This window comes from Pseudoalteromonas sp. Angola-7 (genome assembly GCF_028599255.1).
In the GTDB taxonomy this organism is placed as follows: Bacteria; Pseudomonadota; Gammaproteobacteria; order Enterobacterales; family Alteromonadaceae; genus Pseudoalteromonas; species Pseudoalteromonas atlantica.
This window is the reverse complement of the sequence record NZ_JAQREL010000005.1, coordinates 50,482-67,285: the sequence shown is the minus strand read 5'-3', so window position 1 is coordinate 67,285 and position 16,804 is coordinate 50,482. Positions and strand designations below refer to the sequence as shown.

The following is a 16,804-nucleotide window of genomic DNA, read 5'->3' as shown; positions in this document are numbered from 1 at the left end:
CTATGAGTCAACAAGCGGTAAAAAAAATAGAGCAACGCTTTACGGAGCTAGGCTTAAAAACCGATAAAGCCATTTGGGATAATGGCGAAAAGCTTATTGGGCTTGCCCAGCAAGTAGAGCCAACCGATGTATACCTCGCAAGGCGTGTAATGCAGCGCGCGCGCAATTTAAACCCAAAAAGCGAGCAAATAAACAAAGAGCTAGCTAGGCTTACTAATAAAATAAATAATAAAGCAAAACAAACACAAACAAGTACCTCTAGTGAGCAAAAGGTAAAACCAAACATAAAGCAAACTGCTATTGCAAAATTAAACAATAAGCGGGGCCTAAATTTATTAACCAAACCGTGGTTTATGCTGTTGCTTGTACCTTTTGTATTATTTGCTTTTTACCAGCTTGTTTTAGCAGCCCCAAGGTATGAGAGCCGAGCGCAGTTAATAATTCAGCAACCCGACGGCATGAGCACAATGGACCCTTCTATGGCGCTTTTAAGCGGTTTAGGCGTGGGTGGTAGCTCAACAGCCGATAGCGAAATAGCAAAAGCCTATATACACTCACAAGATATGCTTAACTACCTGCAGCAGCACAGTAATTTAAAAGATCACTATCAAAAACATGGCGATATTTTTACAGGGTTGAGTAGCAACGCGAGTAGCGAAGAACTATTAAATTACTACATTGACCACACCACTATTGAAATTGATGAAGACTCAGGTGTATTAAAAATATTAGCCCAAGGTTTTACCCCAGAGTTTGCAAACACACTTACGCAAATAATAGTTAACCGTGCAGAATGGTATATAAATTCTATAGGCCATCAGTTAGCAGAGGCACAATTACAATTTATACGCTTAGAGCACGCAAAGGTAGAGCAGCGCCTGCGCGATGCGCAAAAAAATATACTTGCCTTTCAGCAAAAAAATAACCTGCTAGACCCAGAGGCCGAAGGCCTAGCACTGCAACAAATTACCTACGGGCTTGAGGGGCAAATAGCCACTAAAAGTGCGCAGCTAAAAGGCCTGCGCTCAACCATGACCGACAGAGCCCCGCAAGTAGTAATGCTTGAGGCAGAGCTAAGCGCTTTAAAAACGCAGTTAGAGCTTGAGCGCGAAAGGCTTTCGCAACAAGGTTCGGAGCCTAGCAATACAACAGCTAATAACAGAGCGGTAAGCCAAGTGTTAGCCCAGTTTTCTGATTTAAAAATAGAGCTTGAGCTTGCCTTAAAGGGTTATACCGCATCTGAGGTATCGCTTGATAAAGCCAGAATAGAAGCCTACAGGCAGCTTAAATATTTAGTAGTGGTTGAATCGGCAACAACACCGCAAGACCACCAATACCCAAACACGTTTTACAATATTTTGCTATTTGCAGTGCTGCAATTAATGCTATTTGGCATAGGTAGAATAATTTTAGCAACAGTAAAAGAGCTCAGGTAGCAAAATGCTTAGCGCGCAAATAATAATTAAATAATTAGATAGACAGGAATCTATATGCATTCTTTAACAAAGCCACAGCACAAGTCGGCCCGTAAGGGCATTATATTAGCGGGCGGCTCGGGCACACGTTTATACCCGCTTACAAAAGTGGTAAGTAAGCAACTAATGCCTGTGTACGACAAACCCATGATTTTTTACCCGGTGTCTACCTTAATGATGGCGGGCATAACCGAAATACTCATTATATCTACCCCAGCAGAGCTACCGCGCTTTAAAGAGCTACTGGGTGATGGCAGCGCGTGGGGCATTAGCTTTGAATACAAAGAGCAACCTAGCCCCGATGGCCTAGCACAAGCCTTTTTGTTAGCCGAAGACTTTTTACAAGGGCAATGCGCGGCCTTAGTATTGGGTGATAACCTTTTTTATGGCCACGACTTATCAATATCGCTGCAAAATGCAACAACATGTGAGCAAGGCGCAACAGTATTTGGCTACCACGTTGCTAACCCTAAATCGTACGGAGTGGTAGAGTTTGACCAAAACGGCAAAGCTATATCAATAGAAGAAAAGCCCGACAAACCTAAGTCTAACTACGCTGTACCAGGTTTATACTTTTTTGATAGCCGCGTGGTTGAATATGCTAAAAACGTAAAACCCTCAGAGCGAGGCGAGTTAGAAATTACCGATGTGATTGAGCAGTATTTAGAAAAAAAAGAGCTTAACGTAGAAATAATGGGCCGTGGTACCGCTTGGTTAGATACCGGCACGTTAGATGATTTACTTGATGCCGCTAATTTTATTCGCGCAATAGAAAAACGCCAAGGCTTAAAAATTAACTGCCCAGAAGAAATAGCCTACCGAATGGGTTACATAAACGCAGAGCAACTTAAAAAGTTAGCTAAACCACTTAAAAAGTCGGGTTACGGTAAATACCTGCTAGGGCTTTTAGATCAAACCGTTTTTTAATAGGTAATAACAATGAAATTTACACAAACAAAAATACCCGACGTAAAAATAATAGAGCCACAAGTTTTTGGCGACGAGCGCGGCTTTTTTATGGAAACTTTTCGTACAGAGTTATTTAACGAGCACTGTGGCGAGCGCACCTTTGTGCAAGAAAATCATAGCAAATCGGCGCACGGTATACTACGAGGCCTGCACTACCAAACACAAAATACCCAAGGCAAGCTAGTACGTGTTACCCAAGGCGAAGTGTATGACGTAGCGGTAGATATGCGTAAAGACTCGCCGACATTTGGGCAATGGGTAGGGGTATTACTTTCGGCCGAAAACAAACGCCAATTATGGGTGCCAGAAGGGTTTGCCCATGGGTTTTATGTAACGACCGAAAGCGCTGAATTTGTTTACAAATGTACCGATGTATATAACCCAAATGCAGAGGTATCAATTAAATGGGACGACCCAGCACTTAATATAGAATGGCCACTGGTTGAAGGTAAATTACCGCAGCTTTCGGCAAAAGACGAAGCAGGCCTTGCGTTCACAAATGCGCCAACATTTTAAGTTAACCAGTTAAGTAGTCATTATGAAAGTATTAGTAACAGGTAAAAATGGCCAACTAGGCTCAGAGCTACAAAAAAGCTGCCCAAATAATATAGAGCTAATATGTTTTGCTAGCCAAGAGCTAAACATAGCGAATGCAGAGCAGGTAAACGAGCTTTTAATTAGTCACTCACCCGATATAGTGATTAACGCAGCAGCGTATACCGCAGTAGATAAAGCCGAAACCGACGTAGATAACGCCTATGCAGTAAATGAGCAAGGTGCAGCTAATTTAGCGACTGTATGCAAGCACATAAACGCTAAGTTAATACATGTATCGACCGATTTTGTGTTTGATGGCACAAATACCACTCCTTATACCGCTACCGATACCACCAATCCATTAGGGGTGTATGGTGCATCAAAGCTAGCTGGCGAGCAGCAAATTAACAATATATTAGGGGCGCACGCAACAATAGTGCGCACCGCTTGGGTGTACTCGGTATTTGGTAATAATTTTGTAAAAACTATGTTGCGCCTAATGAACGAAAAAGAACAATTAGGTATAGTAGGCGACCAAGTAGGCACGCCAACCTGGGCAGCAGGACTTGCTAATATGCTATGGGCATTAGTAACTAAAAATAATAATGGACCACAAGCTAATAATGTAAATAAAGCCACTATTTTAAATTGGACCGATGCAGGCGTTGCATCGTGGTACGATTTTGCAGTTGCAATACAAGAACTAGCAATAGAGCAAGGGTTATTAACTAAAGCAATACCTATTAGTGCAATACCGGCAGCAAGCTACCCAACACCGGCTAAACGCCCCGCATTTAGCGTGTTAAATAAAGCACAGGCTGAAGAGCTAACGGGTGTAAAAACAGTGCACTGGCGAGCACAATTAAAAACAATGCTAAAAGAGTTTGCTAATAACTAGCAGCTCGTAGCTCGTTAGCTCGTAGCTCACAGCTTTAACAAAATTTATAAACGGAATAAAAAAATGACAGTAAAAAATCTATTAGTAACCGGTGGCGCAGGGTTTATAGGCGCTAACTTTGTACATTATTGGCTAGCACAAAACCCGCAAGACAAAGTAATTGTGCTAGATGCACTTACTTACGCAGGTAATAAAGCCAACCTAGACCTAGTAGCAAACAACCCTAGCATGACCTTTGTGCATGGCGATATTTGCGATACAGCCCTAATTGAAAACCTAATAGATACGCACCAATTAAACACCATAGTGCATTTTGCTGCCGAGTCACATGTTGATCGCTCAATAACAGGGCCAGACGCCTTTATAGAAACAAATATACTAGGTACATACAGCTTATTAAAAGCAGCTAAAAAAAAGTGGATAGACGAGCTCAAAGCGGCGGGTAATAAGCCTTTAACGCATCGTTTTCATCACGTGAGTACCGACGAAGTTTACGGTACATTAAGCGCAACAGACCCCGCCTTTACCGAAAACACCGCCTATGCGCCAAACTCACCTTATTCTGCATCTAAAGCGGCGAGCGATCATTTAGTACGTGCGTACCACCATACGTATGGGCTTGAGGTAACTACGTCAAACTGTTCAAACAACTATGGGCCATACCACTTCCCTGAAAAGTTAATACCACTCATTGTTACTAATATTTTAAACGATAAACCATTACCTGTTTATGGCGATGGCAAACAAATTCGCGACTGGCTTTACGTAGAAGACCACGCCCGTGGTATAGAGCTAGTACTTAAAAAAGGCCGCATTGGTGAAAATTACAACATTGGTGGCAATAACGAATGGGCTAATATAGATATAGTTAAATTAGTATGTAAAGTAATGGGTGAAAAGTTTGCTACAAACCCAGAGCTTGCAAAGCGCTTCCCCAATGCAAAATCAGCAATAGAAAATAACGTAGAGCAACTAATTACCTATGTTGAAGACCGTGCCGGGCACGACCGACGCTATGCAATTGATGCAACCAAAACAAATAATGAGCTTGGTTATGTACCAGCAGAAAGCTTTGAAACCGGCTTTGCTAAAACACTAAATTGGTATTTAGATAACGAAGCTTGGTGGACGCCGCTTTTAGCTAAATAAAGGAACGCCATGTTTAAACGATATAAAAAAACAGAAGTGCCGTTAAATACAAGTCTGCCAAAATTTTTTTTAGACGGATGTGTTGAAGGCTATTTACGTGGTTGGTCTCAACGTGCAGATAAAGCCATCATATGGTTAGGTGATGTTAAGATAGCTGAAGTACCATGTAATGAACACAGAAGTGACCTACAAGGTGTATTAGAAAACGCTAATGCTAGTTTTAGTTATAAATTAAAAGCATCCGAAATTAAGCAAGAATGGTGCGCTCTAACTTCAATTACTATGAAGGTGCAGTTTGTCTATAAGAAAAGTATTGAAGACGAGGCTCTATGTCCTTTAAGCATGGAACAATTAAGTAAAGAATTAAACTTTAAATTACTAAAGAGGCAGACTGCTTGTTGCTTTGATGGCTTAGTTGAAAACTCAATCTCAGGCTGGTGTGAAGGGGCAAGTAAGGCCGATATTTATATCAATAACGTTAAAATAACGAGTTCCACCTGTAATATACCTAGAGGTGATTTACAAGAAATTGTAAACAATACTAATTGTGGGTTTCAGTATTTACTCGATGTACGAGACTTGCAGCCTCACTGGTTTTCAGTGAATACTTTGACGTTAAAAGTTATAACCAAAGGTGATAAAGGGAAAACTGTTCAAGAAGATATTTTAGAAATTAGTAGTCAAGACTTACTTGAATCTATTGGCTTAGTTGATGGGGTATTACTTGAGGATGTTGAAAAGGTTATAGCCGATTCTAGCTTATGGGATGAAAGTTACTATTTAGGGCAATTAGAAAGCGATGAGCTAACCCACACAAGTTTGATCGCTGACTATATTATAAAAGGTGCAGCTAAAAGAAAGAGTCCAAACCCACACTTTGACTCAAGCTATTATTTAGCTAACAATCACGATATTGCCACAACAGGTATTAATCCCTTTTACCATTATTTGAAATATGGCGAGCAAGAGGGGCGTAAACCTTCTCCGTATTTTAACCCATCATTATATTTGGAACAGAACCCCGATCTAACTAAGTGGAGCGGTCCTTTATTATCTCATTTGTTATTTACAGGGCTTAGAGAAGGGCGAGTTTATAACGAATATGGGCAACCTAAAGCAGAACAATTCAATGCTGACCCTTATCAAGCGTGGCGCTTGAACAATGAAAAAGATAATTTTTTAGAAATTCAAAGCAACTTAGAGCAGTTTAAACATCAGCCAACTATTTCGATAGTAGTACCTGTTTATAATCCTGATAAAGAGTTACTTATTGAATGTATAGAGTCAGTACGTAAGCAGTCGTATACAAATTGGCAACTGTGTTTAGCTGATGACTGCTCACCGCATGAGCACGTTAGAGAAGTTCTAGAATATTACCAAAGCTTAGACTCAAAAATTAGTGTGGTTTTTAGAGAGCAAAATGGCCATATTTCTCAGGCGAGTAACAGTGCACTTGAAGTAGCAACCGGTGAGTGGATTGCATTACTCGATCACGATGACGAACTGAGCCAGCATGCATTGTATGAAATTGTGAAGGTACTTAACGAAGAGCCAGAAACTTCATTTATCTACAGCGATGAAGATAAAATTAATGAACAGGGCAATCGATGCGACCCTCACTTTAAATCAAGCTGGAATCTAGATTTACTATATAGCCAAAATTATGTATCACATTTAGGTGTGTATAAAACAGATATAGTAAATAAAATTGGTGGTTTTAGAGAAGGCTACGAAGGCAGCCAAGATTATGACTTACTACTACGTTACTCGCGTGAAATAGACCATAAAAAAATTGTGCATATACCTAAAGTACTTTACCACTGGAGAATTGTGGAAGGCTCAACTGCTTTAGGGCATGGTGAAAAATCATACACCACAGAGGCAGGCATAAAAGCACTTGAAGATTACTTTAAAGTGCTAGATAAACCGGTCACTGTTGAGCAAGGTAAGCATGCCAATATATATAAAGTTAATTGGCCTGCTATTAACGAAAATGGTGATGAGCCACTAGTGTCATTAATTATACCTACCTATAATGGCTACGAAATTACCAAACAAGCAATAGATTCAATTTTGGACAAAACTACCTACCAAAATTATGAAATTTTATTGGTTGATAACAATTCAAACGACCCTACAGCCCTTGAATATTTTGAAGAACTAGGTAAGTACGAAAAAGTAACGGTTTTACGTTACCCTTACCCATTTAATTACTCTGCTATTAATAACTTTGCTGCTAAGCACGCTAAAGGTGAGGTAATTGGCTTAATAAATAATGATGTAGAAGTCATAAACCCAGAATGGTTAACTGAAATGACCTCCCATGCGCTGCGTGAAGATATAGGCTGTGTAGGTGCAATGTTGTATTTTCATAATGACACTATCCAACATGCAGGAGTAATTATAGGGATTGGAGGGGTGGCAGGGCATTCGCATAAGCATTATAAAAAAAATGAACATGGACACTTTAGCCGATTAAATGTTGTACAAAACTTATCGGCAGTGACAGCTGCATGCTTACTTGTTCGCAAAACAGTGTTTGATGAGGTAAAAGGCTTAAACGAAGAAGACTTAACCGTTGCCTTTAACGATGTAGACTTTTGCTTAAAAGTACAAGCCGCAGGCTACCGTAATTTATGGACTCCATATGCAGAGCTATACCATTATGAATCAATAAGCCGTGGTGCCGAAGATAATCCTGAAAAAGTAGCGCGCTTTAATAAAGAAGTGGAATATATGAAAGCTACATGGGGGACCGACCAAAGTACAGATCCTAGCTATAGCCCTAATTTAACACTGGCAAGAGAAGACTTTTCTATAAATGCTTAAATATATTTACGATACAACAAAATGGAATAGTGATGAGTTTCACTTTCATCTTGATGAGTACCAAGTTAATAGCTCTAAGATAAAGGGTTGGGTTATCAATAAAAGTAATTTACCTTGTAAATTATTATTTATTGATACATCCACTAACGAGCAGCATGCTATTACATGTGATCATTTAAGGCCAAACCTGCCAAGCCTTTATCCAAATGTAAAGAATGCTAATAATTGTGGATTTGAAATCCCTATCGATTTAGATATGGAGAAGCCATTTAAGTATAAGCTTTGTATTGAGCTTAATAATAAGCTCTATCCAGTAGCCGCAATTATGTCCTACAGCCCACTACTGTTTGTGCATATCGCAAAAACGGCGGGTTCTACAGTAAATAACTTTTTAACTAATGCATTTGGTGCTGAGTCTAGTTTAGTGCACGTTGAATCTGTAGCTGATTGGGGGAGTAAAGTTGAAGCACTAGATGTAAATTACATTTCTGGACATATGCCACTTACGCAGTTTAATAAAGTTAACTTATTAAAGCATTTTGAGAAAGCAATTACCTTCAGAGAGCCATACTCCCATGTTATTTCACATTTAGCGTGGGTTAAAGCGTTAGCTTTACCTGAAAATCGCGAGCGCTTTTTAAATCACCCGGAATATATACAAAACCTAAGCCAGAAACTTAGCGATTGCGATTTCAGTTGCGCAAATAGCCTTAGTAAGTTAATTAGCTCTTTTGAAGGGCCAGAATTTTTACTGTTCGATAATACGCAAACTCGATATATACGCAAAAATATTCAAAAGCCTAAAGTTGATGTTGAGGATATTGTTGATGCCATTCATAACTTAAAAAATTTCCGCTTTGTAGGACTTGATGATGATATAGATGGCTTTCTCAATCAACTTGTAGACTTTTATGGCTTTAAAGTTAAAAGCGAAAATAGCCGTGATAATGTTCTAAATACTAAATTTGGGCTTGATCCTAATAGGGATGATATTAAAAAAAGTTTATACCCTTTGATTGATAAAGATTTAGAAATTTATCAACATTTAATAAATAGAAGATAAATAAGAGAAGTTATTATGGTAAATGTAGCAGCATTAACAGTTATAAAAGATGAAGCGCCATATATTACAGACTGGATTAATCACTGCTTTTTTATGGGGTTTGGAGAAGTATATATAGCTATTAATCGTTCATGCGATGATACTAAAAAAGTTGTAGAGGCACTTTCTGTTAATAATAAAAATATAAAAGTATTTGATACAACTTGGTTAGATATGTTCCCAAATAAAGATGGGATCAATATGTATTTACAGTATTATTCATTCTGCTTTTTATTAAATGAAGCTAGTTATAATGAAAAGATAACCCACTTTTTTCCTTTAGATGCGGATGAGTTTTGGTTCTCGTATAATTTTGGTGAAACCATAAATGAGTATCTTAGTTCCAAAGGTAGCTTTGATATACTATCAGTCCCCTGGGCAGCACAGTCAGGTGATGATAAGCCCTTCGAACTCCCGTTTAAGAATATTAATATTACTGTAAAAGAAAATGTTAAAAGTATTCTTTCTCGAAGTGCGGTCGAAAATATCGGGAAATATTTATTACATATACCAGAGGTCAATAAGAGTAATGTAATCCACTTAGATGCTAATGGGGAAGTAGCACAGCGCATAGATGATAAAACACAAAGAATTAAAATAAACACAAGTTCGCAATCTTCATTGATTCTTCACCGTATGTTACGTTCAGAGCAAGAGTATTTAGCTCTACTTACAAGGCAGAGGCCATCAAGTACCCTCCCAATTAAGGATAATCGCTGGGGTTTTCACAAAGATTATCAGCAAATAATTGAGCTTGATGCTATTAAAATCAAAAGCTACTTTGATTACTTAGAAAAACATAGAAAGCCAGTTGAAGCTTATATTGAATTGGCCAAAAGTGAAGCTCTAAATAATGCGCAAAAAATACTTAAAGCTGATAAAAATATTATTGTTGAACACATCAGTAAATACATACAAGTATTGAAAGGAACAGCTCTTTTACCAGAGGTTATACATATATATAGCCATGAGTGTACCTCTTATAGTTCTTTAAGAGATACAGCTATTAGCTTAGAAAAAATTAACTTAGAGTTAAGCCTTAAGTTAATGAAGGCTGCTGAGGTATTACGCCCTGAAGGGCAAACAATAAAAAGAAAAATAGCGCAGTATTTAAAAGAGTTAAATAAATGAAAAAAATCTATCTCCATATCGGTATTCATAAAACAGGCTCCTCTTCTATTCAGCAATCACTTTTTGATGCAAAAGGTAAAATAGAAGAGCAGGGTTTTTTCTATTTTTGTCAAGACTTTGATGGAGTTGAGAGGCCGCTACCCCAAAAGTGGGTTGATTTAAGGGGGTTTAAAAACCCAACAATTAAAGATGAAGTTAAATTAAATCAACTTTTAAAAAAGGTACAGCAAGATAAAATAATAATTTCAATAGAAGCACTTGCATGGTTTTACACACAAGAAGCTGTTGAGAGTGTTGCGCGTGCTCTAAAAGGGTTTGATGTAGATGTCATAACCTATATCAGGCGGCAGGATAAACAAATGGTTTCTTATCATCAAGAGGGCTCTAAAGGCAAAAACAAACCCTCAACAGCATATTACGGCGCTGCTATTTGTCCTTTCGATATAAAAAATAGCGAGTATTTAAATTACTACCAACGAAGTGTGGTTTGGGCTGAAGCGTTTGGTAAACAGAATATAAAAGTTCGGATTTTCGAACCTGAAAAGTTAGTAAAAAAGGATGTGGTCGCCGATTTTTGTAATTTAGTAGGTTTATCGGGTGTTAACTCTGTCCGAGTAAATGAATCTTTAGGCTTTGAGGCTACAAAAGTTGGCCAATTAATCAACTTAAGCAATTTAAATGATGATAGTTTAGTAAAAAAAATAAGAGAGAACCTTTCTAATGAAGGTAAATTACTACCTCCTAAATCAGCGGCGGAAAGCTTTTACAAGCAGTTCATTGCTAGTAATCAAAAATTGAATAATGAGTTTGAAATTGCTCAAGGTGGTTTGTTTAAAGATGATTTTGATGACTACCCGGAACAAGGTAACAATACTTGGGATGAGTTAACTGCAAATAAAGCTATTACCTCTATTTTTAATGGAATAAAAGAGGCTCAAAAAACGAAAGATAGTGAATACGTCAACAAGTTACGTGATGAAGCAATTAGTCTTGAAAAGGAAGACCTTACAATGGCTTACTATTTAATGAAAAGAGCTTATACCCTAAGGCCGCAGGGTCCAGTAATTAAGCATAAGTTGGCTGAGTATAAAGATAAGCTAAATATTGTAGGTTAATATGCGATTGCCTAATCATTAGGTTCAGCTTCATAATATTGATAATAAAAACTTTGTTTTACACACCGCTGTAAAGTACGTTAATTACAAGAGATAAATAATATGCATATCAAAGGATGTATTGATTCTTACTCCAATGGAATCGTAAATGGTTGGCTAGTAACTGATAACGAGAAGCCTGTAAGTATTGTCATTGATGGTGATACTGTAACTGATATTAATGAACTATTTTTAAGGCAAGATATTTTAGATTTAGGAATCACAGACAAGGCCGCAGGTTTTAGCATTGATGTAACAGAGTTTTTAAACTCTAAAGTGGGTAGTATTACGATAAAATTAGCTCAAGGGGACTTAATAATAGCCTCATACGAAGCTTATATTCCTAGCAAAGTTAATATTATAAAAAATGATTACCTCGCACTCCAAGATCAAAATTCGATTACAGATTGGAGTATTGCAACTAATCATCGGGTTGGCCTTTCTTTAGCAAACTTTATTGCACCTAAGGGAATAAAACACGCCAGCGGTTATTATACGCGCTTTTCATTTGGAGACATTAACAATACACGCCATCAATTATTTTTAACGCCTTCATTAAATTTTGATAACTGCCAAGCTAAAACGCTCAAACTCGCTGTAGTTGGTAAGGCTTCGCATGATAGCCACTTACACCTTGTTCTTACAGATAAAAGCGGTCAAAGGGTTCTTAATGAGCCGATTCTTTTGACTCACAAGTGGCAACATTTAGTGGTTGAGTTAGAAGAAGAGTATGTCGAAGGGTTATTAAGCGCAGAATTAGATTTATCTTTTACAATAAAGCATCATGGCCGTAGGTTTATAGATATAGCAATGATTCAGTTATCTGAACAATTGTTAGAGCCAATTGAACAAACAGCAACTCCTGAAGAAACAGACTTTACTACAAATAATATTATAAAAAATGGTGACTTAAAAAGTTGGCCTAATGGAATTGTTTTTAATCAATTAAAACGAGGCCAAGAATTAGCCGAAAATTGGCTTTTAGAAATGAATAAGGCTAATCAAGGCAAGGTTGCAGTTGCTGCTATTAGTGATAATAGTCAAAATGATCCTTTAGGTGCCACAATTACATCTCAATTTGGGCTAAGAGTCCGCTCTAAAGAGCTTGATGGATACGCACGGTTAATTATTCCATTTGCGAAACAAAGTTTAAATGAGATTAACTACCAATTCGAGCTGGATATTGAAGCAACAGGCTTAGGGAAAAAGGTAACTTTACCCAGAATATATATAATTGCACGCGATGCACATAATGATGCAGTGATATATAACATTGTCCGCAAAAGAGTAGTTAGCAACCGAGAAAAAATTAGCTTAAATATTGATGCTATAGAGATAAATAAAATGCTTAACAGCTCTCTTGCAATGCCTTCTTTAACTTTAGCAATCGATTTACCTAATGATAACGATATAAGTGTATATGGCGTTTCTTTAATCGCTAAGTCTAATAATGAAAAATCTCAGCTAGTAGAAACTGAGTCAATAACTCCTAGTAGCTTACGTTTTGAAGATAAGAGTATCACAGCACAGTTAAGTGTATTAAAAGGATTAGATGCTTGGTCATCGGAAAAAGCAATAAAACCTGAAAATAAACAAAATCTAATAAAACACGATAATGAAATTACACTTAAAAGTAATAATGAGTTTGTCGCCCATATTAGCGCGTTAACACCTCATAAATTAACAAGACCATCAAGAGAGTTTCCATTCGTAGATATTATAGTGCCTGTTTATAATGCATGTGACGATGTATTACTTTGCTTATCCTCATTAATAGAAAAAACAGATTTACTGCATAGGGTAATAGTAATTAATGATGGCCAGGATGAAAGAACAGCAATTATGCTTGACGCTTTTAATAGTAGTTATAATCATTTAGAGGTGATTACAAACCCTGAAAATATTGGCTATACCCGTTCGGTAAATAAAGGAATTGGACATTCTAATGCTGACTGGGTGGTTGTGCTTAATAGCGACACTATTGTTAGTGAAGGGTGGCTAGGCAAGTTAATGAATTGCGCGCTAAGCCAAGATAATGTTGGCATGGTTGGTGCTTTAAGTAACGCTGCAAGCTGGCAGTCTGTCCCTAAAGTGCACGATGCTAGTGGTGATTGGCACCTAAACCCATTACCAAAAAATATGACAATTGACGATGTAGCCAACAAAATAGCTGAACTTTCGCAGCGTGATTACCCAGAAGTTGGTGTAATAAATGGTTTTTGCCAACTAATAAATACCCGGATGCTTGACAATATTGGTTTACTAGACGATGTGGCTTTTCCTATAGGTTATGGGGAAGAGAACGATATGTGTGCTAGGGCTGTAAAAGGCGGATACACATTATTAATAGCAGATGATACATACGTATTTCATGCTAAATCAAAAAGTTTTGGTCACACTAAACGTAAAGAATTAGCTAAACAAGGCAGTGCAGCCCTAAAGAAAAAACACCCAGATGTTGATTGGGGTGATGTAACTAAGCGTATTTTTGAGCACCCAAGCTTAGTAGAGCTACGTAAGCAACTTGCAGTGTCATTAGCAGAGTAAATTAGGAGAAAACTATGAAATTATTATACGTATTACCTGTTAAAGGCGGCGGCGGCGGTGCGCACTCAGTAGCACAAGAAGTAAACGAATTAAATAAAATGGGAATTGAAACTAAAATAGCGGTTAACCGTGAAAACTACCCTAGCTTTTTAACCTGCTACAGTGATATGCCAAATGTTAGCCGTAATGTTGTTGAGTTTTTTGACGAGCAGAGTCTCGCCGACCATATAGCGAACGCAACAACTGTAGTATGTACTATTTTTACTTCTGTCCGCTTAGTAAAAAATGCACTCGAAAAAGTTAAAAACAAACCGCGTGTAGCCTATTACGCACAAGATTACGAGCCCTTATTTGTGTTGCCAGATAACCCATTGTGGGCTGAGGCCCATGCAAGTTATACAATGTTGCCAAATATGACTGTATTTGCAAAAACAGACTGGATCCGCAATGTTATAACTGAAAACCATGGCATAGAGGTAAAAAAAGTAGCGCCAAGCATAGATCATGATGTGTATTACCCAGGCTTAAATAAGTCAGAATCACAAATATGGATTTCAGCAATGGTACGCCCTAGTACGCCGCGCCGTGCACCAGAGCGAACAATGCGAGTTTTAAAAAATATAAAAGAGCAATTCGGACATCAAGTAAACATTAATGTATTTGGCTGTACCGACGAGGCTATTTTTGAAAATAACCTTACGAGTGACTTTGAATATTACAATCATGGTGTACTAACAAGAAACCAAGTATCGGGCTTGCTACGAAAAAGCCATTTATTCATAGATTTATCTGACTATCAGGCATTCGGGCGTACCGGCCTAGAAGCCATGGCGTGTGGCTGTGTATCATTAGTTCCAGTGTTTGGTGGTACTGATGAGTACATAAAGCATAATGAAAATGGCTTTGCTGTGGACCCACGAGATGAAGTGGAAATTTATAATACCATTTCCAAGTTTATCGATTTACCAGTAGACCAAAAAGTTGATTTGCAGCAACAAGCTATAGATCGTTCACAAAATTTTTCGGTTAGAAAAGCTGCAATTTCAGAAGTTAAATTGTTTAGTTCTATATAAGGTTAGTTATGAAATATTTGTTTATCGGTGGTGCCCCTCGCTCGGGAACGTCTGCTCTCACAGAGCTACTTTCAACACATGAACGAGTAGCAATAGGGATGGAAAGGTTTAAGTTTTGTTATAGTAAAAATTCTGTAACAAAAGAAATGTTTACCAAAGATAATTTTTTTAGATTTGATTCCACTCAAACTAATATAGATGATAAAAATGGCAAGTATGTCGATTTTTATCAAAAGTTATCAAATAAATTTGATGGTAGCTCCATTGTTGGCGATAAATATCCTCAACTATATAAATTTTGGCCATCACTTTTTGAAAACTTTGGTGAGGATGGTCGGTTTTTATTTATAATGAGGGATATAGAGGATGTGGCATCATCATTTAATGTTAGGGCGAGTAATCCAAAGGATAAGTGGCCAGAAGAGAATAATTATAAAAAAGCGGTAGAAATATGGAATCAATCTTTATTAATTGCTGCAAAAGCGAAAAGTGAAAACAAAAATATTTGTATAGTTAGTTATAGCAAACTTTTTGACTCCGAGTCCTATGCATGTGATGAGGAAATGCTAAAGATCATTAGATATTTAGATTTATCTGATAATGAAGAGTTGATACTTGAGCATAAAAAATTACAAGAAAAGTACGTAAGTCATATTAAAAATAAAAGCAAACTTATTTTTGAAGGACAAGAGCAGTATATTAAAGAAAAAGCTAATAAATCACTATACTTTGAACTATTTAATTTATAGCGTTTTTAAAAAGCTTTATTTAATGCGTTTATATCAACCGCCTTTAAAATGAGAATAGTATGCCTAGATTACTTTTTTTTACATATGCAAATAATGCATATAGCTTATTTGCTCTTCCTTACGCTTTTTTTGCCTTAAATGCAAACCCGAACTCTAAGGTAGAAATAATTCTAGAAGACTTAGAGCTATTTATAGATGAATACGGTGATGGAATTAAGGCTCTTGAAGAGGCTTTTCCAGGACAAGTCGTGTTTAGACAATCGTTAACTGTTAAAAACAAAGTGAAATGTAAACCACATGTTGTGCGTTTCATTGAGGAACCTGTTACAGAATCTGATTACGTGTATATAGGTGACATTGATGTCCTAATCTTTGAGGATATTTTAGAGTTACACAAAGGGTTTATGGATGAACATAACCTACCATTTAGTAACATTATACGAAAAGGTACTGAGAGTACGCAATTTCCTCGCTTAACCGGACTACACTTTTGCCCATTTGAAAAAATGTATCCTCTACCTGATTTAAAAGATATTAACCTAAATGCAAGAAACGATGAAAATGTACTTTATGAAATAATGACACGTAAAGGTTTTATGGTACCTACTCAATTTAGGCATAGACCATTGTGTGGTATTCATATTTCTTTAAATCGTGATTCAGTTGGAAGGTATAGTGTAAATAGAGGAGATGAATATCTTATTGGTGATACTTTTAACTGGGGTGTTAATCGTTATAAAGATAGATTTTTAAAGCTAATCGAGCATAAAAAGTTCAGTGGTATCTTTTTTTATTTTAGCTTTGAGTATAGAGCCTTATTAATGGTGATCGAAGCAGTAGCTAAACAAGAAGAAAAAAGATTGCACCGAGTCGCAGCAAGTTTTTTAGTAGATAAAAGGCTATCTTCTAAAATTAAAGGAGGGAAGAGAGAGGAGCTAATTACTGCCGCTAGAAATAAGTTAGACAAAGGGTGTATAGATGAAGCTATACAGTGCCTACATAATGTAGTTAATGTTTGGCCTGAAGATTTTAATGCTTATCTTCTTTTAGGTGAGGGGTATTTGAAATTAGAGGATGAAATCATGGGGCAGGAGTGTCTGTTGCATGCTTTGGAGCTAACAAATGCTTTGAAGCATCATAATTCAATTTACACTATAGCGAAGCAGTACAATATGATCTTAAATCCTTAAA

The 16,804-nt window shown here is 37.2% G+C and carries 13 protein-coding genes; all 13 read left to right on the top strand.

The features are described from left to right. Nucleotides 1–2 precede the first annotated feature (2 nt). The 13 genes from PSH50_RS09140 to PSH50_RS09080 all read left to right on the top strand — a co-directional run bounded on the left by PSH50_RS09140 (nucleotide 3) and on the right by PSH50_RS09080 (nucleotide 16,803). Complete coding sequence (locus tag PSH50_RS09140; RefSeq protein WP_273609558.1) at nucleotides 3–1,436, top strand: lipopolysaccharide biosynthesis protein; 1,434 nt, start codon at nucleotides 3–5, stop codon at nucleotides 1,434–1,436. A gap of 54 nt (nucleotides 1,437–1,490) precedes the next feature. Next, nucleotides 1,491–2,402: a glucose-1-phosphate thymidylyltransferase RfbA gene (rfbA, locus tag PSH50_RS09135; RefSeq protein WP_273609557.1), complete on the top strand. Its 912-nt coding sequence runs from the start codon at nucleotides 1,491–1,493 to the stop codon at nucleotides 2,400–2,402. Nucleotides 2,403–2,414: 12 nt separating this feature from the next. Beyond that, on the top strand, nucleotides 2,415–2,960 hold the full coding sequence (gene rfbC, locus PSH50_RS09130) for a dTDP-4-dehydrorhamnose 3,5-epimerase (protein ID WP_273609556.1): 546 nt from the start codon (nucleotides 2,415–2,417) through the stop codon (nucleotides 2,958–2,960). Between the two features lie 22 nt (nucleotides 2,961–2,982). Continuing rightward, nucleotides 2,983–3,879: a dTDP-4-dehydrorhamnose reductase gene (gene rfbD / locus PSH50_RS09125; protein ID WP_273609555.1), complete on the top strand. Its 897-nt coding sequence runs from the start codon at nucleotides 2,983–2,985 to the stop codon at nucleotides 3,877–3,879. A gap of 63 nt (nucleotides 3,880–3,942) precedes the next feature. After that, complete coding sequence (gene rfbB / locus PSH50_RS09120) at nucleotides 3,943–5,028, top strand: dTDP-glucose 4,6-dehydratase (RefSeq protein WP_273609554.1); 1,086 nt, start codon at nucleotides 3,943–3,945, stop codon at nucleotides 5,026–5,028. Nucleotides 5,029–5,037: 9 nt separating this feature from the next. Beyond that, nucleotides 5,038–7,857, top strand: a complete 2,820-nt coding sequence (locus PSH50_RS09115) for a glycosyltransferase family 2 protein (protein WP_273609553.1) — start codon at nucleotides 5,038–5,040, stop codon at nucleotides 7,855–7,857. Then, the gene (locus PSH50_RS09110; RefSeq protein WP_273609552.1) at nucleotides 7,850–8,920 is read left to right on the top strand and encodes a hypothetical protein; all 1,071 of its coding nucleotides are present in this window, start codon (nucleotides 7,850–7,852) and stop codon (nucleotides 8,918–8,920) included. The genes PSH50_RS09115 and PSH50_RS09110 overlap by 8 nt, the downstream gene beginning before the upstream one ends. Nucleotides 8,921–8,935: 15 nt before the next feature. Beyond that, a complete protein-coding gene (locus PSH50_RS09105) occupies nucleotides 8,936–10,090 on the top strand; it encodes a glycosyltransferase family 2 protein (protein ID WP_273609551.1) in 1,155 nt (384 codons plus the stop codon). Beyond that, complete coding sequence (locus tag PSH50_RS09100; RefSeq protein ID WP_273609550.1) at nucleotides 10,087–11,205, top strand: hypothetical protein; 1,119 nt, start codon at nucleotides 10,087–10,089, stop codon at nucleotides 11,203–11,205. The genes PSH50_RS09105 and PSH50_RS09100 overlap by 4 nt, the downstream gene beginning before the upstream one ends. A 102-nt stretch (nucleotides 11,206–11,307) precedes the next feature. After that, entirely contained in the window at nucleotides 11,308–13,791 is a 2,484-nt protein-coding gene (locus PSH50_RS09095) for a glycosyltransferase family 2 protein (RefSeq protein WP_273609549.1), read from the top strand. A 14-nt stretch (nucleotides 13,792–13,805) separates the two neighbouring features. Beyond that, nucleotides 13,806–14,864, top strand: coding sequence for a glycosyltransferase (locus tag PSH50_RS09090; protein WP_273609548.1), 1,059 nt, complete (start codon nucleotides 13,806–13,808; stop codon nucleotides 14,862–14,864). Nucleotides 14,865–14,872: 8 nt separating this feature from the next. Then, nucleotides 14,873–15,613 carry a sulfotransferase gene (locus tag PSH50_RS09085; RefSeq protein WP_273609547.1) on the top strand — a complete coding sequence of 247 codons (741 nt, stop codon included), beginning with the start codon at nucleotides 14,873–14,875 and terminating at the stop codon, nucleotides 15,611–15,613. A 59-nt stretch (nucleotides 15,614–15,672) separates the two neighbouring features. Continuing rightward, on the top strand, nucleotides 15,673–16,803 hold the full coding sequence (locus PSH50_RS09080; protein WP_273609546.1) for a hypothetical protein: 1,131 nt from the start codon (nucleotides 15,673–15,675) through the stop codon (nucleotides 16,801–16,803). Nucleotide 16,804 lies beyond the last annotated feature (1 nt).

Coding starts and splice junctions, on each gene's coding strand:
- PSH50_RS09115 (WP_273609553.1), top strand. CDS start 5,038: ATGTTTAAACGATATAAAAAAACAGAAGTGCCGTTAAATACAAGTCTG.
- rfbD (WP_273609555.1), top strand. CDS start 2,983: ATGAAAGTATTAGTAACAGGTAAAAATGGCCAACTAGGCTCAGAGCTA.
- PSH50_RS09095 (WP_273609549.1), top strand. CDS start 11,308: ATGCATATCAAAGGATGTATTGATTCTTACTCCAATGGAATCGTAAAT.
- rfbA (WP_273609557.1), top strand. CDS start 1,491: ATGCATTCTTTAACAAAGCCACAGCACAAGTCGGCCCGTAAGGGCATT.
- PSH50_RS09140 (WP_273609558.1), top strand. CDS start 3: ATGAGTCAACAAGCGGTAAAAAAAATAGAGCAACGCTTTACGGAGCTA.
- PSH50_RS09105 (WP_273609551.1), top strand. CDS start 8,936: ATGGTAAATGTAGCAGCATTAACAGTTATAAAAGATGAAGCGCCATAT.
- PSH50_RS09085 (WP_273609547.1), top strand. CDS start 14,873: ATGAAATATTTGTTTATCGGTGGTGCCCCTCGCTCGGGAACGTCTGCT.
- rfbC (WP_273609556.1), top strand. CDS start 2,415: ATGAAATTTACACAAACAAAAATACCCGACGTAAAAATAATAGAGCCA.
- PSH50_RS09080 (WP_273609546.1), top strand. CDS start 15,673: ATGCCTAGATTACTTTTTTTTACATATGCAAATAATGCATATAGCTTA.
- PSH50_RS09110 (WP_273609552.1), top strand. CDS start 7,850: ATGCTTAAATATATTTACGATACAACAAAATGGAATAGTGATGAGTTT.
- rfbB (WP_273609554.1), top strand. CDS start 3,943: ATGACAGTAAAAAATCTATTAGTAACCGGTGGCGCAGGGTTTATAGGC.
- PSH50_RS09100 (WP_273609550.1), top strand. CDS start 10,087: ATGAAAAAAATCTATCTCCATATCGGTATTCATAAAACAGGCTCCTCT.
- PSH50_RS09090 (WP_273609548.1), top strand. CDS start 13,806: ATGAAATTATTATACGTATTACCTGTTAAAGGCGGCGGCGGCGGTGCG.